Origin of the sequence: Burkholderia sp. FL-7-2-10-S1-D7, assembly GCF_001524185.1 — a bacterium.
Taxonomy (GTDB): Bacteria; Pseudomonadota; Gammaproteobacteria; order Burkholderiales; family Burkholderiaceae; genus Burkholderia; species Burkholderia diffusa.
The window spans coordinates 201,354-224,508 of record NZ_LOWY01000022.1 but is presented as its reverse complement, the minus strand read 5'-3'; the positions used below and the strand labels follow the sequence as shown (position 1 = coordinate 224,508).

The 23,155-nt window shown below is 67.6% G+C and carries 23 protein-coding genes and 1 pseudogene; 13 read left to right on the top strand and 11 right to left on the bottom strand.

The genetic code is table 11. From position 1 onward, the window contains the following. Positions 1-74 precede the first annotated feature (74 nt). The 7 genes from kdpC to WS75_RS11460 all read right to left on the bottom strand — a co-directional run bounded on the left by kdpC (position 75) and on the right by WS75_RS11460 (position 7,398). Entirely contained in the window at positions 75-656 is a 582-nt protein-coding gene (gene kdpC / locus WS75_RS11495) for a potassium-transporting ATPase subunit KdpC (RefSeq protein ID WP_059680574.1), read from the bottom strand. Between the two features lie 25 nt (positions 657-681). Beyond that, positions 682-2,766: a potassium-transporting ATPase subunit KdpB gene (kdpB, locus tag WS75_RS11490; protein ID WP_059680573.1), complete on the bottom strand. Its 2,085-nt coding sequence runs from the start codon at positions 2,764-2,766 to the stop codon at positions 682-684. Positions 2,767-2,820: 54 nt separating this feature from the next. Then, on the bottom strand, positions 2,821-4,626 hold the full coding sequence (gene kdpA, locus WS75_RS11485) for a potassium-transporting ATPase subunit KdpA (RefSeq protein WP_059680572.1): 1,806 nt from the start codon (positions 4,624-4,626) through the stop codon (positions 2,821-2,823). Further along, entirely contained in the window at positions 4,623-4,715 is a 93-nt protein-coding gene (gene kdpF / locus WS75_RS11480; RefSeq protein ID WP_006752209.1) for a K(+)-transporting ATPase subunit F, read from the bottom strand. The genes kdpA and kdpF overlap by 4 nt, the downstream gene beginning before the upstream one ends. 308 nt (positions 4,716-5,023) lie before the next feature. Continuing rightward, positions 5,024-5,998, bottom strand: a complete 975-nt coding sequence (locus WS75_RS11470; RefSeq protein ID WP_059680571.1) for a quinone oxidoreductase family protein — start codon at positions 5,996-5,998, stop codon at positions 5,024-5,026. Positions 5,999-6,170: 172 nt separating this feature from the next. Continuing rightward, on the bottom strand, positions 6,171-6,563 hold the full coding sequence (locus WS75_RS11465; protein ID WP_059533273.1) for a methylglyoxal synthase: 393 nt from the start codon (positions 6,561-6,563) through the stop codon (positions 6,171-6,173). Positions 6,564-6,618: 55 nt separating this feature from the next. Beyond that, positions 6,619-7,398 (bottom strand): SDR family oxidoreductase, encoded by a 780-nt coding sequence (locus WS75_RS11460; protein WP_059680570.1) that lies wholly within the window; start codon positions 7,396-7,398, stop codon positions 6,619-6,621. Positions 7,399-7,614: 216 nt separating this feature from the next. Here WS75_RS11460 and upp point away from each other — a divergent pair, with 216 nt between their 5' ends. The 9 genes from upp (at position 7,615) to rng (ending at position 15,488) form a co-directional block, all read left to right on the top strand. Then, complete coding sequence (gene upp / locus WS75_RS11455) at positions 7,615-8,265, top strand: uracil phosphoribosyltransferase (RefSeq protein ID WP_006478229.1); 651 nt, start codon at positions 7,615-7,617, stop codon at positions 8,263-8,265. A 217-nt stretch (positions 8,266-8,482) separates the two neighbouring features. After that, positions 8,483-9,208 carry a YebC/PmpR family DNA-binding transcriptional regulator gene (locus tag WS75_RS11450; protein ID WP_059680569.1) on the top strand — a complete coding sequence of 242 codons (726 nt, stop codon included), beginning with the start codon at positions 8,483-8,485 and terminating at the stop codon, positions 9,206-9,208. Between the two features lie 108 nt (positions 9,209-9,316). Further along, a complete protein-coding gene (gene purD, locus WS75_RS11445; protein WP_059680568.1) occupies positions 9,317-10,597 on the top strand; it encodes a phosphoribosylamine--glycine ligase in 1,281 nt (426 codons plus the stop codon). 118 nt (positions 10,598-10,715) lie between these two features. Further along, positions 10,716-11,636 carry an oxygen-dependent coproporphyrinogen oxidase gene (hemF, locus tag WS75_RS11440; RefSeq protein ID WP_059680567.1) on the top strand — a complete coding sequence of 307 codons (921 nt, stop codon included), beginning with the start codon at positions 10,716-10,718 and terminating at the stop codon, positions 11,634-11,636. Continuing rightward, positions 11,633-12,391, top strand: coding sequence for a nicotinate-nucleotide adenylyltransferase (locus WS75_RS11435; RefSeq protein WP_373558502.1), 759 nt, complete (start codon positions 11,633-11,635; stop codon positions 12,389-12,391). The genes hemF and WS75_RS11435 overlap by 4 nt, the downstream gene beginning before the upstream one ends. A gap of 4 nt (positions 12,392-12,395) precedes the next feature. Further along, on the top strand, positions 12,396-12,836 hold the full coding sequence (gene rsfS / locus WS75_RS11430; protein ID WP_006752218.1) for a ribosome silencing factor: 441 nt from the start codon (positions 12,396-12,398) through the stop codon (positions 12,834-12,836). A gap of 19 nt (positions 12,837-12,855) precedes the next feature. After that, positions 12,856-13,326, top strand: coding sequence for a 23S rRNA (pseudouridine(1915)-N(3))-methyltransferase RlmH (gene rlmH, locus WS75_RS11425; RefSeq protein ID WP_059468149.1), 471 nt, complete (start codon positions 12,856-12,858; stop codon positions 13,324-13,326). 51 nt (positions 13,327-13,377) lie between these two features. Beyond that, on the top strand, positions 13,378-14,010 hold the full coding sequence (locus WS75_RS11420) for a Maf family protein (RefSeq protein WP_059680565.1): 633 nt from the start codon (positions 13,378-13,380) through the stop codon (positions 14,008-14,010). 8 nt (positions 14,011-14,018) lie between these two features. Beyond that, positions 14,019-15,488 carry a ribonuclease G gene (rng, locus tag WS75_RS11415; RefSeq protein ID WP_059600392.1) on the top strand — a complete coding sequence of 490 codons (1,470 nt, stop codon included), beginning with the start codon at positions 14,019-14,021 and terminating at the stop codon, positions 15,486-15,488. A 50-nt stretch (positions 15,489-15,538) separates the two neighbouring features. Here the strand turns inward: rng and WS75_RS31945 are convergent, their stop codons facing one another. Continuing rightward, a complete protein-coding gene (locus WS75_RS31945; RefSeq protein WP_082729566.1) occupies positions 15,539-16,564 on the bottom strand; it encodes a pentapeptide repeat-containing protein in 1,026 nt (341 codons plus the stop codon). 38 nt (positions 16,565-16,602) lie between these two features. Beyond that, positions 16,603-16,877: pseudogene (locus WS75_RS31940) on the bottom strand (contractile injection system protein, VgrG/Pvc8 family); the annotation flags it as partial. 249 nt (positions 16,878-17,126) lie between these two features. Here WS75_RS31940 and WS75_RS11405 point away from each other — a divergent pair. The 4 genes from WS75_RS11405 (at position 17,127) to WS75_RS11390 (ending at position 20,685) form a co-directional block, all read left to right on the top strand. Continuing rightward, positions 17,127-17,462, top strand: coding sequence for a YggL family protein (locus tag WS75_RS11405; protein WP_059680564.1), 336 nt, complete (start codon positions 17,127-17,129; stop codon positions 17,460-17,462). 391 nt (positions 17,463-17,853) lie between these two features. Further along, positions 17,854-18,819 (top strand): PRC-barrel domain-containing protein, encoded by a 966-nt coding sequence (locus WS75_RS11400; RefSeq protein WP_059680563.1) that lies wholly within the window; start codon positions 17,854-17,856, stop codon positions 18,817-18,819. Then, positions 18,816-20,075 (top strand): MFS transporter, encoded by a 1,260-nt coding sequence (locus WS75_RS11395; protein ID WP_059680562.1) that lies wholly within the window; start codon positions 18,816-18,818, stop codon positions 20,073-20,075. The genes WS75_RS11400 and WS75_RS11395 overlap by 4 nt, the downstream gene beginning before the upstream one ends. Positions 20,076-20,106: 31 nt before the next feature. Continuing rightward, on the top strand, positions 20,107-20,685 hold the full coding sequence (locus WS75_RS11390; protein ID WP_059680561.1) for an FUSC family protein: 579 nt from the start codon (positions 20,107-20,109) through the stop codon (positions 20,683-20,685). A 58-nt stretch (positions 20,686-20,743) separates the two neighbouring features. Here WS75_RS11390 and WS75_RS11385 read toward each other — a convergent pair whose 3' ends face one another. Both WS75_RS11385 and msbA read right to left on the bottom strand, forming a co-directional pair. Continuing rightward, positions 20,744-21,145, bottom strand: a complete 402-nt coding sequence (locus WS75_RS11385; protein ID WP_059680560.1) for an RcnB family protein — start codon at positions 21,143-21,145, stop codon at positions 20,744-20,746. Positions 21,146-21,233: 88 nt separating this feature from the next. Next, on the bottom strand, positions 21,234-22,985 hold the full coding sequence (gene msbA, locus WS75_RS11380) for a lipid A export permease/ATP-binding protein MsbA (RefSeq protein WP_059680559.1): 1,752 nt from the start codon (positions 22,983-22,985) through the stop codon (positions 21,234-21,236). Positions 22,986-23,155 lie beyond the last annotated feature (170 nt).

The following is a 23,155-nucleotide window of genomic DNA, read 5'->3' as shown; positions in this document are numbered from 1 at the left end:
GACGGCGCATGCGCCGTCGGAAAAGCGCGTCCGGCGCGGATCGGGCCGCACCGGACGCAGGCCGTCGCATACGCTCAGTGCGCGGCCTGGGCCGCGTCGAGCGCGAGATTCAGCTTCAGCACGTTCACGCGCGGCTCGCCGAGCACGCCGAACTGGCGGCCCGTCGTGTTCGCGGCGACGAGTTGCGCAACCGCATCGGCCGTCAGGTTGCGCGCCTTCGCGACGCGCTCGACCTGGTACGCGGCGGCGGCCGGCGTGATCTCCGGATCGAGGCCGCTCGCCGACGCCGTCACGAGGTCGACGGGCACGGGCTTCGACATGTCGGTGCCCGCGTCGCGCAGCGCGGCGATGCGCGCCTTCACCTGATCGGCGAGCGACGGGTTCAGCGGGCCGAGGTTCGAGCCGCCGGAGCCGGTCGCGTTGTACGGCATCGGCGACGTGGCCGACAGCCGGCCCCAGAAGTACTTCGGTGCATCGAACTGCTGGCCGATCAGCGCGGAGCCGACTGCCTTGCCGTCCTTCTCGATCAGGCTGCCGTTCGCCTGCGACGGGAACACGGCCTGGCCGAACACGGTCATCACGGCCGGATAGGCGAGACCCGTCACCGCAGCCAGCACGACAAAGATCACGACGAGCGGACGAATCAACGTTTTCATGATGTTTCCTTCAAATATGGCCGGCTCAGGCCCAGCCCAGTGCCGCGAGCGTCATGTCGATCAGCTTGATGAACGGGAACGGCAGCAGCACGCCGCCGAGGCCGTACACCAGCAGGTTGCGGCGCAGGAGCGATGCCGCACCGAGCGGACGGTACGTCACGCCCTTCAGCGCCAGCGGGATCAGCGCGACGATGATCAGCGCGTTGAAGATCACCGCCGACAGGATCGCCGACGCCGGCGACGTCAGGTGCATGATGTCGAGCACGCGCAGTTGCGGGTACGTCGTCACGAACGCGGCCGGGATGATCGCGAAATACTTCGCGATGTCGTTCGCGATCGAGAACGTGGTCAGCGAGCCGCGCGTCATCAGCATCTGCTTGCCGATCTCGACGATCTCGATCAGCTTCGTCGGGTTCGAGTCGAGGTCGACCATGTTGCCGGCTTCCTTCGCCGCCTGCGTGCCGGTGTTCATCGCGACCGCCACGTCGGCCTGCGCGAGCGCCGGTGCGTCGTTGGTGCCGTCGCCCGTCATCGCGACGAGGCGCCCCGCCGCCTGGTGCTCGCGGATCGTCGCGAGCTTGGTTTCCGGCGTCGCTTCCGCGAGGAAGTCGTCGACGCCCGCTTCCGCCGCGATCGCCGCGGCGGTGAGCCGGTTGTCGCCCGTCACCATCACGGTCTTGATGCCCATCTTGCGCAGTTCCGCGAAGCGCTCCTTGATGCCGCCCTTCACGATGTCCTTCAGCTCGATCACGCCGAGCACACGCGCCACGCCGTCGTGCAGGTCGGCCACGACGAGCGGCGTGCTGCCGCGGCGCGCGACGTCGTCGACCGCGCGGCGCACTTCTTCCGGAAAGCGGCTGCCGTGCGTTTCGACGTAGCGGCGAATCGCATCGGCCGCGCCCTTGCGGATCTCACGACCGGGCAGATCGACGCCGCTCATCCGCGTCTGCGCGGAGAAGCCGAGGAACGTCGCATGCAGTTGCACCATGTCGCGCTGGCGGATGTTGAAGCGTTCCTTCGCGAGCACGACGATGCTGCGGCCCTCCGGCGTTTCGTCGGCGAGCGACGACAGCTGCGCGGCGTCGGCCAGCGCTTCCTCGGTCACGCCCGGCGCGGGCACGAACATCGACGCCTGGCGGTTGCCGAGCGTGATCGTGCCGGTCTTGTCGAGCAGCAGCACGTCGACGTCGCCGGCCGCTTCGACCGCGCGGCCCGACGTCGCGATCACGTTCGCCTGCATCATCCGGCTCATCCCGGCCACGCCGATCGCCGACAGCAGCCCGCCGATCGTCGTCGGGATCAGACACACGAGCAGCGCGACGAGCGCGGTGATCGTCACGACGTGGCCGGCCTTCATCGCGTCGACCGAGAACATCGAGAACGGCAGCAGCGTCGCGGTCGCGAGCAGCATCACGATCGTCAGCGCGACGAGCAGGATCGTCAGCGCGACCTCGTTCGGCGTCTTCTTGCGCTTCGCGCCTTCGACCATCGCGATCATCCGGTCGAGGAACGCCTCGCCGGGGTTCGCGGTGACCTTCACGACGATCCAGTCGGACAGCACGCGCGTGCCGCCCGTCACCGACGAGAAGTCGCCGCCCGATTCGCGGATCACCGGCGCGGATTCGCCGGTGATCGCCGATTCGTCGACCGATGCGACGCCCTCGACGACTTCGCCGTCGGCCGGGATCACGTCGCCGGCCTCGACCAGCACGACGTCGCCACGACGCAGGTCGGACGCGGTCGTGATGCGGATCGGCGACTTCGGATGCGGCTCGTTGAGCTTCTTCGCCATCACGTCCTTCTTCGCGCTGCGCAGCGATGCGGCCTGCGCCTTCGAGCGCCCTTCTGCGAGCGCTTCGGCGAAGTTTGCGAACAGCACCGTGAACCACAGCCACAGCGCGATCGCGAGGATGAAGCCCGCCGGCGCCTCGGCCTGGCCGGCGAGCGCCGCGATCCACAGGATCGTGGTCAGGATGCTGCCGACGTACACGCAGAACATCACCGGGTTGCGGAACTGCGTGCGCGGCGTGAGTTTCTTGAACGAATCCACGATCGCCGGGCGCAGCAGCGCCGGATCGAACATGGACCGTGTTGCGGAATGTTGAGTCATTGCGATCTCTTCAATCTCTTCAGTCTTTGCAAGGTGTCGCCATGCGCGCGCGCATCACGCGCCCAGCCACATCATCAGATGCTCGACGCCCGGGCCGAGCGCGAGCGCCGGCACGTAGGTCAGCGCGCCCACCAGCATCACGGTGCCGAGCAGCAGCACGACGAACAGCGGGCCGTGCGTCGGCAGCGTGCCGCTCGTCACCGCGATGCGCTTCTTCGCGGCCAGCGAGCCGGCGATCGCCAGCACCGGCACGATCGTGCCGAAGCGGCCGAACCACATCGCGATCGCGGTCGTCCAGTTGTAGAAGGGCGTGCCGACCGTCAGGCCCGCGAACGCGCTGCCGTTGTTGTTCGCGGCCGAGCTGAACGCGTACAGGATTTCCGAGAAGCCGTGCGGGCCCGGGTTCGCGATGCCGGCCTTGCCCGCATCGGCGAGCACGGCGATCGACGTGCCGACCAGCACCAGCAGCGGTGTGAGCAACACGACGATCGACACCATCTTCATCTCGTACGACTCGATCTTCTTGCCGACGTATTCCGGCGTGCGGCCGATCATCAGGCCGGCGACGAACACCGCGAGCAGCGCGAACACGAGCATCCCGTAGAGGCCGGAACCGACACCGCCGTAGATCACCTCGCCGAGCTGCATCAGCAGCATCGGCACGAGACCGCCGAGCGGCGTCAGCGAATCGTGCATCGTGTCGACCGCGCCGCACGACGCGGCCGTCGTCGCGACCGTGAAAATGCCGGTCTGCGCGATGCCGAAGCGCGTTTCCTTGCCTTCCATGTTGCCGCCCGGCTGGAGCGCGCTCGTCGACTGGTCGACGTGCAGCGCGGCGAGCGTCGGGTTGCCGGCCTGCTCGGCGCTCACCTCGACGCCGATCGCGATCGCGAACGCGACCGTCATCGCCGCGAGCACCGCGATGCCCTGCCGGCGGTCGCCGATCATCCGGCCGAACACCAGGGCCAGCGCGGCCGGGATGATCAGGATCGAGAAGATCTGCAGGAAGTTCGCGAACGGCGTCGGGTTCTCGTACGGGTGCGCGGAGTTCGCGTTGAAGAAGCCGCCACCATTGGTGCCGAGCATCTTGATCGCTTCCTGCGACGCGACCGGGCCCATCGCGAGCGTCTGTTTCGTGAGCGGGGTCGGCACCGTCACCGGGTTGCCCTTGTCGTCCTTCACCGGGTTGCCCTGCGCGTCGAGCTTCGGCGCCGCGTAGGTGCTCGCCTGCAGCACCGGCACGTCCTGGTAAGCCTTCATGTTCTGGATCACGCCCTGACTCATCAGCAGCGCGGCGACGATCATCGACATCGGCACGAGCACGTACATCGTCACGCGCGTGAGGTCGACCCAGAAGTTGCCGATCGTCTGTGCGGTATGACGTGCGAAGCCGCGGATCAGCGCGATCACGACGACGATGCCCGTTGCCGCCGACAGGAAGTTCTGCACGGTGAAGCCGAGCATCTGCGCCAGATAGCTGACGGTCTGCTCGGGCGTGTAGTCCTGCCAGTTGGTGTTGGTGACGAAGCTGATGGCCGTGTTGAACGCGCCGTCGACCGTCATCGCGCCGAATTGCTGCGGGTTGCCGGGCAGGAAGCCCTGCAGGCGCAGCAGGCCGTACAGGAACAGCGCGCCGAGCGCGTTGAATGCGATCGTGGCGACCGCGTACTGCTTCCAGTTCATTTCGGTGCCGGCGTCGACGCCGGCGATGCGGTACAGCACGCGTTCGAGCGGCCCGAACACGCGCACGACGCGCGAACTGCCATCCATCACCGCCGTCAGGTAGCGGGAGACCGGAACGGCCGCCGCCAGCAGCACGACGATGTACAGCAGCGATTGCAACAGGTTGTTCGCGTTCATTCGATGTCCTCCGCGCGCAGCAGCGCAAAGACGAGATACGCGAACAGCAGGGCCGTCGAGGCGCCCGCCAGCCAAAGCATCCAGGTCATGCTCGCCCCCCGCGACCGTATTGCACGAGCTTCTCGCAACCGGCAATCAAACCGAGGATCAGCGCAGTGAAAAGCACCAGGGCGCCGATAAATACCCCATCCATTTTTGTGTTCTCCGTCGTCGAAGTCAGACGACTAGAACCTTATGGGAACGCACGTAAAGGGCGGGTCAAAGGTCATCGGGCCGGTATAAAAAACGCGTAAACGCGTGCGGTGGGAAACCGCGGCCGGGATGAGGACGGGACGGGCGGCGGCCAGCGCCGCCCGTCAGGATGCGTGCCGGCGTGGTGTCGGCACGAAGGGATGCGTCAGGGAACGAGGATCGTCGAGCCGGTGGTCTTGCGCGCTTCGAGATCTTCATGCGCGCGGCCGACTTCCGCGAGCGGATAGCGCTGGTTGATGCTCGTCTTCACCTTGCCCGACAGGATCACGTCAAACAGCTCGGCGGCCGCGGATTCGAGATCCGCACGCTTCGCGATGTACGAGAACAGCGTCGGCCGCGTGAAGAACAGCGAGCCGCGCGACGCGAACTCCTTCGAGTCGATCGGCGGCAGCGGGCCCGACGCATTGCCGAAGCTGACGAACAGCCCGAGCGGCGCGAGGCAGTCGAGCGAGCCGATGTAGGTGTCCTTGCCGATCGAGTCGTAGACGACCGGCACGCCCGCGCCGTTCGTGATCTCCTTCACGCGTTGCGTGAAGTTCTCGCGCGTATAGACGATCGGATGATCGCAACCGTGCGCCTTCGCGAGCGCGGCCTTCTCGTCGGAGCCGACCGTTCCGATCACGGTCGCGCCGAGCGCCTTCGCCCACTGGCACGCAAGCAGGCCGACACCGCCGGCCGCCGCGTGGATCAGGATCGTGTCACCGGCCTTCACCGGGTACGTGCGGCGCAGCAGGTAGTGCGCGGTCAGCCCCTGCAGCATCACCGATGCCGCGTCGTCATAGCTGATCCCGTCGGGCAGCTTCACGAGCCGCTCGGCCGGCATCACGCGCTCCTGCGCATACGCGCCCGGCGGCTGCCCGACGTAGGCGACGCGGTCGCCCGCCTTGAGCGCGGTCACGCCGTCGCCGACGGCCGTCACCTCGCCCGCCGCCTCCATCCCGAGGCCGCCGGGCAGCGGCTGCGGGTAAAGGCCGGTGCGGAAATACACGTCGATGTAGTTGAGCCCGACCGCATGCTGGCGGATGCGGACTTCGCCCGCCTTCGGTTCGCCGACCTCGACATCGACCCACTTCATCACGTCCGGGCCGCCCGGCTGGTCGTATCGGATTGCTTTCGGCATCGTTTCGCTCCTCGTTTCTGAATCGGTCAGGGGATATTCGGGCCGCCGACGCCAGCCGGTGCCGATCGGTACAGGACCGGCGGCGGTGCGCGTCGCGACGCCCGATTCTCGCGCGTCACCGCCGGGCGTGCATGGCCCTGCCGCCAGCAAGGGCAATCAGGCCGGCGGGCGCCTAGCAGACGTCCTGCATGTTCCGCGCCAGGTCGTCGAGCAGCATCCGCGCGGTCGCCACGTTCGTCGCGACCGGCACGTCGTGCACGTCGCACGCACGCACCAGCGCGGTGATGTCCGGATCGTGCGGCTGCGCGGTCATCGGGTCACGCAGGAACACGACGATGTCGACGCGGCCTTCGGCCAGTTCCGCACCGATCTGCAGGTCGCCGCCGAGCGGCCCCGACAGCTTGCGCTCGACCTCGAGCCCGTGCGCGGCGGCGATGCGGCCGCCCGTCGTGCCCGTTCCGACCAGCCTGCATTGCGCGAGCGTCTCGCGGTACTGGCCCGCGAGCGCGACGATCTCGTCCTTCTTCGCGTCGTGTGCGATCAATGCGATGCGGGGTTTGCTCATCTCCGTTTCCTTCGTGGGTCGATTGTTGTCGTATGCGTGAATGGCGGTGCGCGCGTCAGAACGTACCCGGATACGCGCCGCCGTCGAGCAGCCAGTTCTGCCCGGTGATGTAGCCGGCGTGGACGCTGCAGAGGAACGCGCACGCCGCGCCGAATTCGGCACGCGTGCCGAGGCGCCCGGCCGGGATTTCCTTCGCGCGCCGCGCGCGCATCTCGTCGACCGTCACGCCCTGCGCCTTCGCCGACGCGGCGAGCGTCGTCGCGATCCGGTCGGTGTCGAACAGCCCGGGCAGCAGATTGTTGATCGTCACGCCCTGCCCCGCGACCTTGCGCGACAGCCCCGCGACGAAGCCGGTCAGCCCCGAGCGCGCGCCGTTCGACAGCGCGAGCACGTCGATCGGCGCCTTCACGGCCGAACTCGTGATGTTGACGATCCGGCCGAAACCGCGCCCGATCATCCCGTCCACGGTCGCGCGGATCAGCTCGATCGGCGTCAGCATGTTCGACTCCAGCGCGCGGATCCAGTCGTCGTGCGAGAAATCACGGAAGTCACCGGGCGGCGGGCCGCCGGCATTCGTCACAAGAATGTCCGGCTGCGGGCAGGCGGCGAGCGCGGCCGCGCGGCCGTCGGGCGTCGTGATGTCGCAGGCGACGGCGGTGACCGACACGTTCGACTCGGCGCGGATCTCCTCCGCGGTTTCCTCCAGCGTGTCGCGCGTGCGCGCGACGATCACGAGATTCACGCCCTCGGCGGCCAGCGCTTCCGCGCAGCCGCGCCCGAGCCCCTTGCTCGCCGCGCACACGAGCGCGGTCTTTCCTGCGATGCCGAGATCCATCGTCGATTCCCTTATGGCGACGCGCGCCGGCTCAGCCGCCCGCATCGCCGGACGGGCGAGCGGTCGGAAACGGGCGAACACGGCGCGCGGATTGTCGTGAGACGTCGATAATATCCGGATCACGTGGCGCGCCTTGGTAAAATTGCGGCCATAAGCGGCGGCCGGCCTCGCGCCATCGCCGCCCCCGATCCCCTTTTGCCGCCAAGGCGCCCCGTCATGAAACAGGACAGCCGTTTCCCGAATCTCTTCATCACTGATCACCCGCTGATCCAGCACAAGCTGACCCACATGCGCGACAAGGACACGTCGACGCGCACGTTCCGCGAACTGCTGCGCGAGATCACGCTGCTGATGGGCTACGAGATCACCCGTAACCTCCCGATCACGACCAAGCGGGTCGAAACCCCGCTCGTGGCGGTCGACGCGCCGGTGATCGCGGGCAAGAAGCTCGCGATCGTGCCCGTGCTGCGCGCCGGCATCGGGATGTCGGACGGCCTGCTCGACCTGGTACCGTCCGCGCGCGTCGGCCACATCGGCGTCTACCGCGCCGAGGATCACCGCCCGGTCGAATACCTGGTGCGCCTGCCCGACCTCGAGGATCGCATCTTCATCCTGTGCGACCCGATGGTCGCGACCGGCTATTCGGCCGTGCACGCGGTCGACGTGCTCAAGCGCCGCAACGTGCCGGCCGCGAACATCATGTTCGTCGCACTGGTCGCCGCGCCCGAGGGCGTGCAGGTGTTCCAGGACGCGCACCCGGACGTGAAGCTGTTCGTCGCGTCGCTCGACTCGCACCTGAACGAGCACGCATACATCGTGCCGGGCCTGGGCGACGCGGGCGACCGCCTGTTCGGCACCAAGAACTGACGCACGGCGGCGCCGGGGCGCGCGGCACGGCGCGCCGAGCGGTCCTCCCGGCCGTTCGGCCATGCACGGCGGCCCCGAAGCGACGGTCGCCGCGTGATAAAATCACGTTCCACTCGACACGCGCGGCCCCGCGGCACCATGCCCGCCCAGACGGCCGCCGATTCAACGACACATTGGCACAATCGCCCGCGCAGCGCGCCCGGGCACGGAGAAAGGTATGGCTGGTCATTCGAAATGGGCCAACATCAAGCATAAGAAGGCAGCGGCCGACGCGAAGCGCGGCAAGATCTGGACCCGCCTGATCAAGGAAATCCAGGTCGCGGCCCGCCTCGGCGGCGGCGACGCCAGCTCGAACCCGCGTCTGCGTCTCGCCGTCGACAAGGCAGCCGACGCGAACATGCCGAAAGACAACGTCAAGCGCGCGATCGACCGCGGCGTCGGCGGCGCGGACGGCGCGAACTACGAAGAAATCCGTTACGAAGGCTACGGCATCAGCGGCGCGGCGATCATCGTCGACACGCTGACCGACAACCGCACCCGCACGGTCGCGGAAGTCCGTCACGCATTCTCGAAATTCGGCGGCAACATGGGCACCGACGGTTCGGTCGCGTTCATGTTCGATCACGTCGGCCAGTTCCTGTTCGCGCCCGGCACGTCGGAAGACGCGCTGATGGAAGCGGCGCTCGAAGCCGGCGCGGACGACGTCAGCACGAACGACGACGGCTCGATCGAAGTGCTGTGCGACTGGCAGGCCTTCTCGGCGGTGAAGGACGCGCTCGAAGCCGCGGGCTTCAAGGCCGAACTCGCCGAAGTGACGATGAAGCCGCAGAACGAAGTCGAATTCACCGGCGACGATGCGGCGAAGATGCAGAAGCTCCTGGACGCGCTCGAGAACCTCGACGACGTGCAGGAGGTGTATACGAACGCCGTCATCGTCGAGTAATGAGATGCCGGCCGCCGTGCGCATCGTTGCGGCGGCGGCCCGACCGATTTCGCGGCCGGCGCGCCTGAGCGTGCCGGCCGCCCTGTTTTCTAGTCTGCGGGGAATCCCATGAAACTACTCGTCGTCGGTTCCGGCGGCCGCGAACATGCGCTGGCGTGGAAGCTCGCGCAGTCGCCGCGTGTCCAGATGGTCTACGTCGCGCCCGGCAATGGCGGCACGGCGCAGGACGAGCGTCTGAAGAACGTCGACATCACGGCGCTCGACGAACTCGCCGATTTCGCGGAACGCGAAGGCGTCGCGTTCACGCTCGTCGGGCCGGAAGCGCCGCTCGCGGCCGGCATCGTCAACCTGTTCCGCGCGCGCGGCCTGAAGGTGTTCGGCCCGACCCGCGAAGCCGCGCAGCTCGAAAGCTCGAAGGATTTCGCGAAGGCGTTCATGAAGCGCCACGGCATCCCGACCGCCGACTACGAAACCTTCTCCGACGCCGCCGCCGCGCACGCGTACATCGACGCGAAGGGTGCGCCGATCGTCGTGAAGGCCGACGGCCTGGCGGCCGGCAAGGGTGTCGTCGTCGCGATGTCGCTGGAAGAAGCACACGAAGCCGTCGACATGATGCTGTCGGGCAACAAGCTCGGCGACGCCGGCGCGCGCGTCGTGATCGAGGAATTCCTCGACGGCGAGGAAGCAAGCTTCATCGTGATGGTCGACGGCAAGCACGCGCTGGCGCTGGCCTCGAGCCAGGACCACAAGCGCCTGCTCGACGAGGACCGCGGCCCGAACACGGGCGGCATGGGCGCCTACTCGCCCGCGCCGATCGTCACGCCCCAGATGCACGCACGCGTGATGCGCGAAATCATCATGCCGACGGTGCGCGGGATGGAGAAGGACGGCATCCGCTTCACGGGCTTCCTGTATGCGGGCCTGATGATCGACAAGGAAGGTAATCCGCGCACGCTCGAGTTCAACTGCCGGATGGGCGACCCCGAGACGCAGCCGATCATGGCGCGCCTGAAGAGCGATTTCTCGAAGGTCGTCGAACAGGCGATCGCAGGCACGCTCGACACGGTCGAGCTCGACTGGGACCGCCGCACCGCGCTCGGCGTCGTGCTGGCCGCGCACGGTTATCCGGACGCGCCGCGCAAGGGCGACCGCATCAACGGGATCCCGGCCGAGACCGAACAGGCCGTGACGTTCCATGCGGGCACGACGCTCGCCGAAGGCGACAAGCTCGTCACGTCGGGCGGCCGCGTGCTGTGCGTGGTCGGTCTCGCCGATTCGGTGCGCGAAGCCCAGCAGCATGCGTACGACACGATCAATCAGATCAATTTCGAAGGCATGCAGTACCGCCGCGACATCGGCTTCCGCGCGCTGAACCGCAAGAACGCGTGACGCCCTGACCGCCGCCTTGCCGTCACAAGCGGCGGCCTCCTCTGCCGGGGTTCGATAGAATGCCCGGCAGATGCCTTTTTTACGGCCCCCGCTTCGCGCGGAGGCACCCAGTTCAGACATGACCGATTCGACCTACGACGTGACGCGCGTGCGCACGTACCTCCAGGGCCTGCAGACACGCATCGCCGACGCGCTCGGCGCGCTCGACGGCACGCCGCTCGCGACCGATGCGTGGCAGCGCGGGCCGGAAGAGCGCCTGCGCGGCGGCGGCTGCACGCGGATTCTCGAGGGCGGCCGCGTGTTCGAGCGCGCGGGGATCGGTTTTTCCGACGTCGCGGGCGACGCGCTGCCGCCGTCGGCGAGCGCCGCGCGCCCGCAGCTGGCCGGCCGCGGCTTCGAGGCGCTCGGCGTGTCGCTCGTGCTGCACCCGCGCAACCCGTACTGCCCGACGGTGCACATGAACGTGCGGATGCTGATCGCGACGAAGCCCGGCGAGGCGCCGATCTTCTGGTTCGGCGGCGGGATGGATCTGACACCGGTTTATCCGTTCGAGGACGACGCGCGGCATTTCCACCAGACCTGCAAGGACGCGCTCGACCCGTTCGGTGCCGAGCTCTATCCGCGTTTCAAGGCGTGGTGCGACGAGTATTTCTTCCTGAAGCACCGCAACGAGACGCGCGGCATCGGCGGGATCTTCTTCGACGACTTCTCCGAACCCGGATTCGAACGCTCGTTCGAGATGATGCAGCGCGTCGGCGACGCGTTTCTGAACGCGTACCTGCCGATCGTCGAACGCCGGGTCGCGCTGCCGTACGGCGAGCGTGAACGCGACTTCCAGGCTTACCGGCGCGGCCGCTACGTGGAATTCAACCTGGTGTTCGACCGCGGCACGCTGTTCGGCCTGCAAAGCGGCGGCCGGACCGAATCGATCCTGATGTCGATGCCGCCGGTCGCGAACTGGCGCTACAACTGGCAGCCCGAGCCGGGCTCGCCTGAAGCACGCCTGAGCGAGTTCCTCGTGCCGCGCGACTGGGTCTGAGCCCGCCGCGCCCCGCCGCCCCAAGAACAGGACACGTTTTTCTGGACACCACCACCCGCCCCGCCCCGCAGCCGCGCCCGCCGTTACGTCGCATCGGCCTGCTGGGCGGCACGTTCGATCCGATCCACGACGGCCACCTCGCGCTCGCGCGCCGGTTCGCCGACGTGCTCGGCCTGACCGACCTCGTGCTGCTGCCCGCCGGGCAGCCTTACCAGAAGCGCGACGTGTCGGCCGCCGAGCATCGGCTCGCGATGACGCGCGCCGCTGCCGGCTCGCTGTCCCTGCCCGGCGTGACGATCACCGTCGCGACCGACGAGATCGAGCACGCGGGGCCGACCTATACGGTCGAGACGCTCGCGCGCTGGCGCGAGCGGATCGGCCCCGACGCTTCGCTGTCGCTGCTGATCGGCGCCGACCAGCTGGTGCGGCTCGACACGTGGCGCGACTGGCGCAAACTGTTCGACTACGCGCACGTGTGCGCGTCGACGCGCCCGGGCTTCGACCTCGGCACGGCGCCACCGGCCGTCGCACGGGAAATCGCGCGGCGGCAGGCCGGCGCCGATGTGCTGAAAGCGACACCGGCCGGCCACCTGCTGATCGACACGGCACTGGCGTTCGATATCGCCGCAACCGACATCCGTGCGCACCTGCGCGAATGCATCGCGCGTCATGCGCAGATGCCCGACGCGTCGGCCGAGCATGTACCGGCCGCCGTCTGGGCCTATATTCTTCAACATCGTCTCTACCATTCCTGATTCCATGGATATCCGCAAACTGCAGCGCGTGATCGTCGACGCTCTCGAAGACATCAAGGCGCAAGACATCAAGGTGTTCAACACCAGCCATCTGACCGAACTGTTCGACCGCGTGATCGTCGCGTCGGGCACGTCGAACCGCCAGACCAAGGCGCTCGCGTCGAGCGTGCGCGACAAGGTCAAGGAAGCCGGCGGCGACATCGTCAGCTCCGAGGGCGAAGACACGGGCGAATGGGTGCTGGTCGACTGCGGCGACGCCGTCGTGCACATCCTGCAACCGGCGCTGCGCCAGTACTACAACCTCGAGGAAATCTGGGGCGACAAGCCCGTGCGGATGAAGCTCGGCGGCGGCAAGGACGGTTTCGCGACGGCCAGCGAAGGCGAGGACGACGAGGAAGAAGCGCCCGCACGCCCGGCGCGCAAGACGGCGGCCCGCCGCCGCTGAGCCGCAGCGAGTCGTCCCGATGAAGCTTTTCATCCTCGCGGTCGGCCACAAGATGCCCGGCTGGATCGCGTCCGGCTTCGACGAGTACACGAAGCGCATGCCGCCCGAGCTGCGCATCGAGCTGCGCGAGATCAAGCCCGAACTGCGTTCGGGCGGCCGCAGCGCGGAAAGCGTGATGGCGGCCGAGCGGCAGAAGATCGAGGCCGCGCTGCCGAAGGGCGCGCGCATCGTCGCGCTCGACGAGCGCGGCCGCGACTGGACCACCATGCAGCTCGCGCAGGCGCTGCCCGGCTGGCAGCAGGACGGCCGTGACGTCGCGTTCGTGATCGGCGGCGCCGACGGGCTCGATCCGGAACTCAAGGCGCGCGCCGACGTGCTGCTGCGCATTTCGAGCATGACGCTGCCGCACGGTATGGTGCGCGTGCTGCTTGCCGAACAGCTTTACCGGGCGTGGAGCATCACGCAGAATCACCCCTATCACCGCGCATGACGCGTCGTCTTCTGGACGCGCGACGCGCGCGCACAACGAGATAACGACACCATGCCGTCCAGCACGTCCCCCGCCCTTTTCCCGACGCTCTACCTCGCTTCGCAAAGCCCGCGCCGCCAGGAGCTGCTGCTGCAGATCGGCGTGCGCTTCGAATTGCTGCTGCCGCGCCCCGACGAGGACGCCGAGGCGCTCGAAGCCGAACTGCCCGGCGAAGCCGCCGACGTGTACGTCCGGCGCGTGACCGTCGCGAAGGCCGAGGCCGCACGTGCGCGCCTCGTCGCGAGCGGCAAGCCGGCCGCGCCGGTGCTGGTTGCGGACACCACCGTGACGATCGACGGCGCGATCCTCGGCAAGCCGGCCGATGCCGCCGACGCGCTCGCGATGCTGACCCGCCTGGCGGGCCGCGAACACGAGGTGCTGACCGCGGTCGCGGTGATCGGCGCCGACGGCGAACTGCTGCCGCCCGCGCTGTCGCGCTCGTCGGTGCGCTTCGCGGCCACGTCGCGCGACGCGTTCGAACGTTACGTCGACAGCCGTGAACCGTTCGGCAAGGCCGGCGCCTACGCGATCCAGGGGCGTGCGGCCGAATTCATCGAGCGAATCGAGGGCTCCCATTCGGGTATCATGGGTCTGCCCCTCTTTGAGACTGCGGCACTGCTGCGCGCCGCGCGCGTCGACTTCTGAATCCCACCATGAACGAAGAAATCCTGATCAACCTCACGCCGCAGGAAACGCGGGTCGCACTCGTGCAGCAAGGCGCGGTGCAGGAGCTTCACGTCGAGCGCACGCTGTCGCGCGGGCGGGTCGGCAACATCTACCTCGGCAAGGTCGTGCGCGTGCTGCCCGGCATGCAGTCGGCGTTCATCGACATCGGCCTCGAGCGCGCGGCGTTCCTGCACGTCGCCGACATCTGGCATCCGCGCCTCGCGGGCGAGCCGCAGTCGGGCGCACCGCACCAGCCGATCGAGAAAACCGTCTTCGAGGGCCAGACGCTGATGGTCCAGGTGATCAAGGATCCGATCGGCACGAAGGGCGCGCGACTGTCGACGCAGGTCAGCATCGCGGGCCGCACGCTCGTGTACCTGCCGCAGGAGCCGCACATCGGCATCTCGCAGAAGATCGAGAGCGAGGCCGAACGCGAGGCCGTGCGCGCACGGCTGACCGCCGTGATCCCGCCGGACGAGAAAGGCGGCTACATCGTGCGCACGATCGCCGAGGACGCGACTTCCGACGAACTGGCGGGCGACGTCACGTATCTGCGCAAGACCTGGGCGACGATCGTCGCGCAAGCGCAGCGGCTGCCGGCGACGAGCCTGCTGTACCAGGATCTCGATCTCGCGCAGCGCGTGTTGCGCGATTTCGCGAACGACGACACGACGCGCATCCAGGTCGATTCGCGCGAGACCTACCAGCGCCTCGCGGAATTCGCGGGCGAGTTCACGCCGGCGGTGAGCCCGAAGCTGCATCACTACACCGGCGAGCGGCCGCTGTTCGACCTGTACAACATCGAGACGGAGATCCAGCGCGCACTGTCGCGCCGCGTCGACCTCAAGTCGGGCGGCTACCTGATGATCGACCAGACCGAGGCGATGACGACGATCGACGTGAACACCGGCGGCTACGTCGGTGCGCGCAACTTCGACGACACGATCTTCAAGACCAACCTCGAGGCCGCGCATACGATCGCGCGGCAGCTGCGTCTGCGCAACCTCGGCGGGATCATCATCATCGACTTCATCGACATGGAGAACGCCGAGCATCGCGACGCGGTGCTGTCCGAGCTGAAGAAGGCGCTGTCGCGCGATCGCACGCGCGTGACGGTCAACAGCTTCTCGCAGCTCGGGCTCGTCGAGATGACGCGCAAGCGCACGCGCGAATCGCTCGCGCACGTGCTGTGCGAGCCATGCCCGACCTGCCAGGGCAAGGGCCAGGTGAAGACGTCGCGCACCGTTTGCTACGACATCCTGCGCGAGATCCTGCGCGAGTCACGCCAGTTCAACCCGCGCGAATTCCGCGTGATCGCCGCGCAGCAGGTGATCGACCTGTTCCTCGACGAGGAGTCGCAGCATCTCGCGATGCTGATCGACTTCATCGGCAAGCCGGTATCGCTTCAGGTCGAGTCGAACCTGAGCCAGGAGCAGTACGATATCGTGCTGATGTGACGGCTGTCGGGCGCGTGAATATCGAATATCGGTTGCGGCTGGCGCGCATTTCAACCTTGATCGTCGGCGTGATAACTCCAGATCACAAGCCCCCAGTTCGTCGACTTGATGTCCGGAAATCGCTCTCCCGCGTTGAAGTAGCGCCGGCCCTGCTCGCTGCCGAGGGCCGGGCTCACCCACCAGCCGCTCTGCGGTACGACGTCACCGGGCCTGCCCTTCAGTCTCAGTGATGCGGTTGGCCGAATCGGTTCGCTCGAATCGGGCGTGACAGGACACCATTCGATTGCGTGCCGATTCTCCGTACCGCCTGCGGCAACCGCTCGGCGCGCTTCCTGCGTATCGTCGAACCGCGTACGGTATGTCGTCTCGCCCTGCTGCACGTCGCCGAATGTGCCACCGAGAAAGCGCACGCTCGTCAAATCGGCACCACGAAAGTCCACCCCGCTCAGATCGCAATTCTCGAACGCTGCGTCGATCAGCCTGGCGCCGTCGAATCGGGTCGCCGTCAGTCGGCACTCGACGAAACGTGCTGCCACAAAATCGCAGCACGTCATCGTATTCCATCGCCAGTCGTTTCGTTCGGTCAGCAGGCCGGAAAAATTGCACGTCGTCGTCTGCGACGAATTCAGGCTTCCGTCGCACAATGTCGCACCGGAAAAGTCGGCATTGGTGAACTTGGCAGATTCAATGAACGATTTCCGGAATCGTGCATGACGAAAATCGGTGCCATCGCCGTAGACGGGAAGCATCTGTGCGAGGCGGAATTCGCATCCCCTGAAGGATGCGCCATCGAGAATGGCGTACTGAAACCCGACCTCGTCGAACTGCGTGGCATCGAACTCCGCAAAGCCTAGATGGCTGCCACCGAGTTCCAGGTTTTTCAGCTTGCCGTCCAGTAGCGCGGCGCCGCGCAGGTCGAGCGCCGGCGAGCCGTCCGCAAAATTCGGCACGGTATCGCACAAAGGCACCCATGCGTCGTCCGGCAACGCGTTCTTGATTGCGTCGAGCAAATCCTTGTACTTCCCTGATTTCCATCGATCGCGCAATTCCCGCACGTCGGCGTCGTTCATCTGCATGCAATTTCTCCGGGCATATACGTATTCACTTTGGCAGGGCGGCGCGCGGTGTGGACGTATCCGTTAATCGGCCGGTAGCTGCGATCGCCCTGCTGGATCCACAACGTGACGGGCTGCGCGATCAGCCTTTTAAGTTCCAGATCGCTACCGGTCGACAGCACGTCGAGCGTGAACTCGTACGCACGCCCGATGCGGGAACGACCGCCCACTGCACGGTCAGCACATTCGGGCCCAGCGGCGTATCGAGCTTCAGCAACCGGTCCTGCTGAAGCAACCCGCCGCGTAAAGCGGTAATCAAATTCCGCTCGCCCATCGTTATTCCCTTCTTTTTGTTACAGCGCCTCGGATAGCGTCTGACCAATCTCGTCGCGCGATTGCGCTCCGCCCGCCGCATCGAACCTTCATCCGATACATTGTGTGCATACATTGCGCAACCGACCACTCAAAGCGAAATCTGGTCGCGCATCTGCTTCGTGCGCTCGACTCGAAACCGAGACCGCCGGTCGGCCATGCGCTACACTGCCCGACCATTCTCCCTGCAACCATTCACGTACCACACACCATGAGCCAACGCCACAACCGCCGCCAGCGCAAGAAACTCCACATCGCCGAGTTCCAGGAACTCGCGTTCAACGCGACCGCGCAATACCGCAACGAATTGTCCGACCTCGAACGCGGCCAGCTGATCGATTCGTTCATCGATTTCGTCGAAGCAAACGGGCTGCTGACCGTCGCGTCCGCCGACGAAGGGATCGGCGCGTACGTGATCTCCGGCGCGCCGCGCGGCACGACGACCGATGCCGACCGCGAAAACGTCCGTGCATGGCTGGCCGCACGTCCGGAGCTGACCGACGTCAAGGTCAGCGAATTCACCGACGCGTGGTATCCGGACGCCTGACCTTGCGGTTTCTCCCTGCATCGGGCAGCGCCCGCGCCGGCCCGCCATGACGGCGGGCCAGGCCAGCGCCTCGATGTCCCGCCTTCTCCTCCGCCTCCGTTACCCGTCTCCCGACACCCGCGCAACCGGCACCGGCCCGCACGTTTCACGCCGTGTCGACCGCCCCCCCTGATCAGGCGCCGCGGCCGCATCCTCGACCATCATTCGGCATCCCTCGCCCCACCGCCGATCCCTTCCTTTTCCCGACAGTCCGCCCCCAATCGGCCATCGAAATCGGTCCTGAAAGCAAGACACGTTAAACTCTCACCTCGCGTGGTGCGCCGCCCGCACCCGCCATCCATCGCCAGCCGCGAGCCTCCGGGCCCGCCCCCGACCCTTGGAGTGAGTGTCAATGAGCGGCGGACTCCCGTTTCCCGCATCCCGCATGTCGTTCCCGTCCTCGACGGTCTTCCTCGTTCTCGCGGCCGCCGCGCTGCTGTCCGGCTGCGGGCTGCTGCCGACCCAGAATCCGCCCGCGCCGATCAGCGAGGCGCTCGTCGAGCCCGTCGAGGAAACTGCCGGCGAACCGCTGACGATGCCGCCCGTGCCGCCGCTCGTCCAGCCGGAGGAACCGGAAGCGCCGAAGAAGCCGCACCGTGAAGTGACGAAGCCGAAGCCGGTGCAGCACCCCGAATCGCCGACGCCGCCTCCGCCGCCCCCGCCGCCACTCGTCGCGACACGCCCGCTCGACCGCACCCAGATCCATGCGCTGCTCGACAGCGAGGTCGCGCGCCGCAACGGCAAGGTGATCGGCCGCGCGGTCGACATGGTGACCGACGCAAGCGGCAAACCGCGCGAGATGATCGTCAACCTGCAGGGGTTCATGGGTGTCGGCGACCGCAAGGTCGTCTTCCCGTGGAACGTGTTCCGCTTCACGCCGGGCGGCAAACAGGAGCCGATCGTGCTCGACGTGCCGTCGGGCGACCTGCCGCCGGCCGCCCGCCCCAAGGCCGTGCCGCTGTCGGGCTCGGCGGCGGCGTCGCCCGCGACGCGTCTGCCGCTGCTCGACAGCGACGTCGAACGCCCGAACGGCACGAAGATCGGCCGGGTCGTCGACGTGCTGATCGACCGCGGCGCGCAACCGCAGGCCGTCGTGCTCGACCTTGGCGGGATCGTCAATACCGACCGCCGCTCGATCGCCGCGAGCTGGGGCGCGTTGCGCTTCGTCGTGCGCGACAAGGCGCTGCGTCCGCAACTCGACCTGAACGACGCGCAGATCAAGGCGTCGCCGCCCTACGCGGCCGACAAGCCGATCGTCGTGGTCTCGCCGCCGGTTACTGCCGCCGCGCCGGCTTCGCCTGCGAGTGCCGCCCGATGACGATCAAGCATTCCGTCAGCGTTCGCAGTCTCCGGGCCCTCGACTGGCTCAACTTTTTCGTTGCAAACGTTCAAACCGGGTTCGGTCCGTTCATCGCGTCCTACCTCGCGTCGCACAAGTGGACGCAGGGCGAGATCGGCATGGTGCTGTCGATCGGCACGATCAGCGCGATGGTCAGCCAGGTGCCGGGCGGTGCCGCCGTCGACGCGCTGAAGAACAAGAAGGGCGCGGCGGCGTGGGCGATCGCGGCCATCATCCTGTCAGCGGTGCTGCTCGCGTCGAGCCCGACGATCGTGCCGGTGATCGCGGCCGAAGTGTTCCACGGCTTCGCAAGCTGCATGCTCGTGCCCGCGATGGCCGCGATCTCGTTCTCGTTGGTCGGCCGCGCCGACCTCGGCGACCGGCTCGGCCGCAACGCGCGCTGGGCATCGATCGGCAGCGCGGTCGCCGCGGGCCTGATGGGGCTCACCGGCGAGTATTTCTCCGCGCGCGCGGTGTTCTGGCTGACCGCCGTGCTGGCGTTGCCCGCGCTGTTCGCGCTCGCGATGATCCAGCCGACACACGAAGTGATTCCGCATGCGCCGAAACCCGACGACCACGACGAAGGCGAGGCACGCGAGACGCTGACCGAGCTGCTGCGCGATCGCCGGATGCTGACCTTCGCGGCATGCGTCGTGCTGTTCCACCTGTCGAACGCGGCGATGCTCAACCTCGCGGCCGGCGAAGTGACGGCCGGCATGGGCGAGAACGTGCAGCTCGTGATCGCCGCGTGCATCATCGTGCCGCAGGCGATCGTCGCGATGCTGTCTCCGTGGGTCGGCCGCTCCGCGCAACGCTGGGGACGCCGGCCGATCCTGCTGCTCGGCTTCTCGGCGCTGCCGGTGCGCGCGCTGCTATTCGCCGGCGTGAGCAGCCCCTATCTGCTGGTGCCGGTGCAGATGCTCGATGGCATCAGCGCGGCCGTGTTCGGTGTGATGCTGCCGCTGATCGCGGCCGATGTCGCAGGCGGCAAGGGCCGCTACAATCTGTGCATCGGGCTGTTCGGGCTTGCGGCCGGAATCGGCGCGACGCTCAGCACGGCCGTGGCCGGCTTTGTCGCCGATCACTTCGGCAATGCGGTCAGCTTCTTCGGGCTCGCCGCCGCCGGCGCGCTCGCCGTGCTGCTAGTCTGGCTCGCGATGCCGGAAACGCGCGTCGACAACGGCGATGCGGCCGCCGGAGAGCCGGCCGCCGCGCCGTCGGAACAGGCGCACTGACGCGCCCGCACCCGCTTCCCGGCCCGACACGATGGATACGATCAGGACACTCAACGAAGCCCGCCAGCAGATCCAGCAGTCGATCTTCGATCTGTTCAAGGGGCTGACTTTCGGCGAGCGGCTCACGCAAGGCGCGCTGATGGCGTTGCAAGCGGTCTGCGGCGCGTGCCTCGCGTACACGATCGGTCGCGCGCTGCACACCGAGCAGGCCGTGTGGGCGGCGGTCACCGCGATCGCCGTCACGCAGCACAACTATTCGGACACGATGTCGCTGTCGCGCGACCAGTTCATCGGCGCGATGATCGGCGGCCTGGTCGGCTTCGCGGGTGCCGCGCTCGGCGGCGACCGCCTCGTCGCCTATGCGATCGCGGTCGCGGTCACGATCATCAGCTGCTGGTGCCTGAACGTCGGCAGCGCGGCTCGGCTCGGCGGCGTGACCGCGACGATCGTGCTGCTGTTTCCGGGCAACGGCCCGCTATGGGACATTCCGCTGATGCGGCTCGGGGAAGTGGCGCTCGGCACCGTCTGCGCGCTGACCGTGTGCTGGGCGATGTCGCGGATCGAGCGGCGCTGGCTCCGCCGGGCGGCGGACAAGGATAACAACAAGTGACGCGGCTGCCGGAACGCACGCTCCGGCATCCTGATGCATCGATGATCGGCGACAGGTGTTACGGACCGACCCGCAGCACGATGCCCGAGCCGATCTGCACGAGCAGGTAGTCGCCGCCGACGCCCACCCAGTGATAGCCGCGCGGCGGCGGGCTCAGGCGGTAGCCGCGCCAGTCGTCGACCACGTACTGGCGGTCACGGAATTCGGGCGGCAGGCGATCGCCCTTGTGCCAGTCGCGGCGCGGCTGGTCGGCCCAGCGCGGCGGCACGTCGTCTTCGCGATGCATCGCCTGCCCCGGCGGCATGTGCTTCGGGCCGTGGCCGTGCCGCATACCCGGGCCGCCGTGGTCTCCGTGATCGCCGTGGTTGTCGTAGTTGCCGTGATCCTGCGCCATCGCGACCGGCGCGGCGAAACCCGCCGCGACGAGCGCGGCCAGCATCATCCCGTGCATCTTCTTCATTGCCCTTCCCTCCGTGTTGTAACGTCGAACCGGAAACAACGAACCCGGACCTGCCGGATCAAGACTAGCACACGGGTGCGATGCGACGTCACGCCGCCTGCTGCTGGTACTGGATCCGGTGGAGGTGCGCGTACAGCCCGCCATGGCGCAGCAGCTCGTCGTGGCTGCCCGTTTCGACGATCTTGCCGGCTTCGAGAACGAGGATCCGGTCCGCACGCTCGATCGTGGACAGCCGGTGCGCGATCACGAGCGTCGTACGCCCTTCCATCAGCCGCTCGAGCGCGGCCTGCACGTGGCGCTCGGATTCCGAATCGAGCGCCGAGGTCGCCTCGTCGAGGATCAGGATCGGCGCGTCCTTGTAGATCGCGCGCGCGATCGCGAGCCGCTGCCGTTGGCCGCCCGACAGACGCATCCCGTTGCCGCCGACCAGCGTGTCGAGCCCGTCGGGCATCGCGGCGACCGCGTCGGCGAGGTTCGCGGCCTCGAGCGCCGCCTGCACGCGTGCGCGGTCGGGCGTCTGCCCGTACGCGACGTTCGCGGCGATCGTGTCGTTGAACAGCACGACGTCCTGGCTGACCATCGCCATCTGGCTGCGCAGCGCGTGGATGTCGTAGTCGGCCACCGGTACGCCGTCAACCAGGATCGCGCCGCCCGTCGGATCGAAGAAGCGAGGCAACAGGTTGACGAGGGTCGTCTTGCCGCTGCCCGACGGCCCCGCGAGCGCGATCATCTCGCCCGGCGCGACCTTGAACGAAATGCGGTCGAGCGTCGGCCGCTCGGAGGCGCCGTAGTCGAACGACACGTCGCGGAATTCGATCTCGCCACGAGCGTTCGGCAGCGCACGGCCGCCGCCCTGCGGCTCGGCCGGCTCGTCGATCAGCCCGAAGATCAGCTCTGCGGCCGTCATCCCGCGCTGCAGCGGCTGGTTGACGTCGATCAGGTGCTTGAGCGGCGAGATCACGAGCAGCATCGACGTGACGAACGCGACGAAGCCGCCGACCGTCGTCTGGTCGTTGGTCGACTGCACGACCGCGATCGTGATCACGACCGCGAGCGCGATCGACGCGAGGAACTGCGTCAGCGGCTGCGCGAGCCCGCCCGAGATCGTCATGCGCATCGCGTAGCCGCGCAGGCGCTTGCTCATCGTCGTGAAGCGGTCCGTCTCGTACGCTTCGCCGTTGTGCACCTTCACGACCTTATAGCCGCCGACCGTCTCCTCGACGATGTAGGACAGCTCGTTGGTCAGCGTCTGGTGCTCGCGGTTCAGGCGGCGCAGGCGACGGTTGATCTTGCTGACGAGCCAGCCGATGCCCGGCAGGATCACCGCGACGATCAGCGTGAGCCGCCAGTTCAGGTAGAACAGGTAGCCGAGCAGGAACACCACGGTCAGCGAGTCGCGCACGAGCGTGACCATCACGCCGGTCAGCACCGACAGGATCTGGTTGACCTCGAACACGATCGCGTTGATCACGGTGCTCGCGGTCTCGCGCTGGAAGAACGATGCGCCCGTGTGGATCATCCGCTGGAACATCTCGAGCCGCAGTTGCAGCAGGATGCGGTTCGACACGTAGTTGAGCAGGTAGTTGGACGCGTACTGCGACACGCCGCGCACGAGCGCGAGGCCGATCACCGCGATCGGCACGTACCATTTCGCGCGGTCGCTCCCGTGCGAGCCGAAGCCGTGATCGAGCAGCGGCTTGAGCAGTGCCGGGATACCGGCTTCCGTGGCCGCGACGACGCCCATCGTCATCACGGCGAGAAACACGATGCCGATGAGCGGCCGGATGTACGGCCACAGGCGCTTGAGGACCGTGACCGGCGACGTACCGGTGCCGTCCATCGGTTTGCGAAGAGTGTTCTGGGTTTCCAAGGCAATCCTTCTTGAGCCGCGACGCGGCGCCCGGGGCGTGACTGCCCGGAATTCACCCTGTCCGGCGGGTGCCGAAAAAGGCCCAACATTATAGCTGCACCGCCCTCGCCAGCATGGCCGTCGCCGAAGCGGCCGCCGGC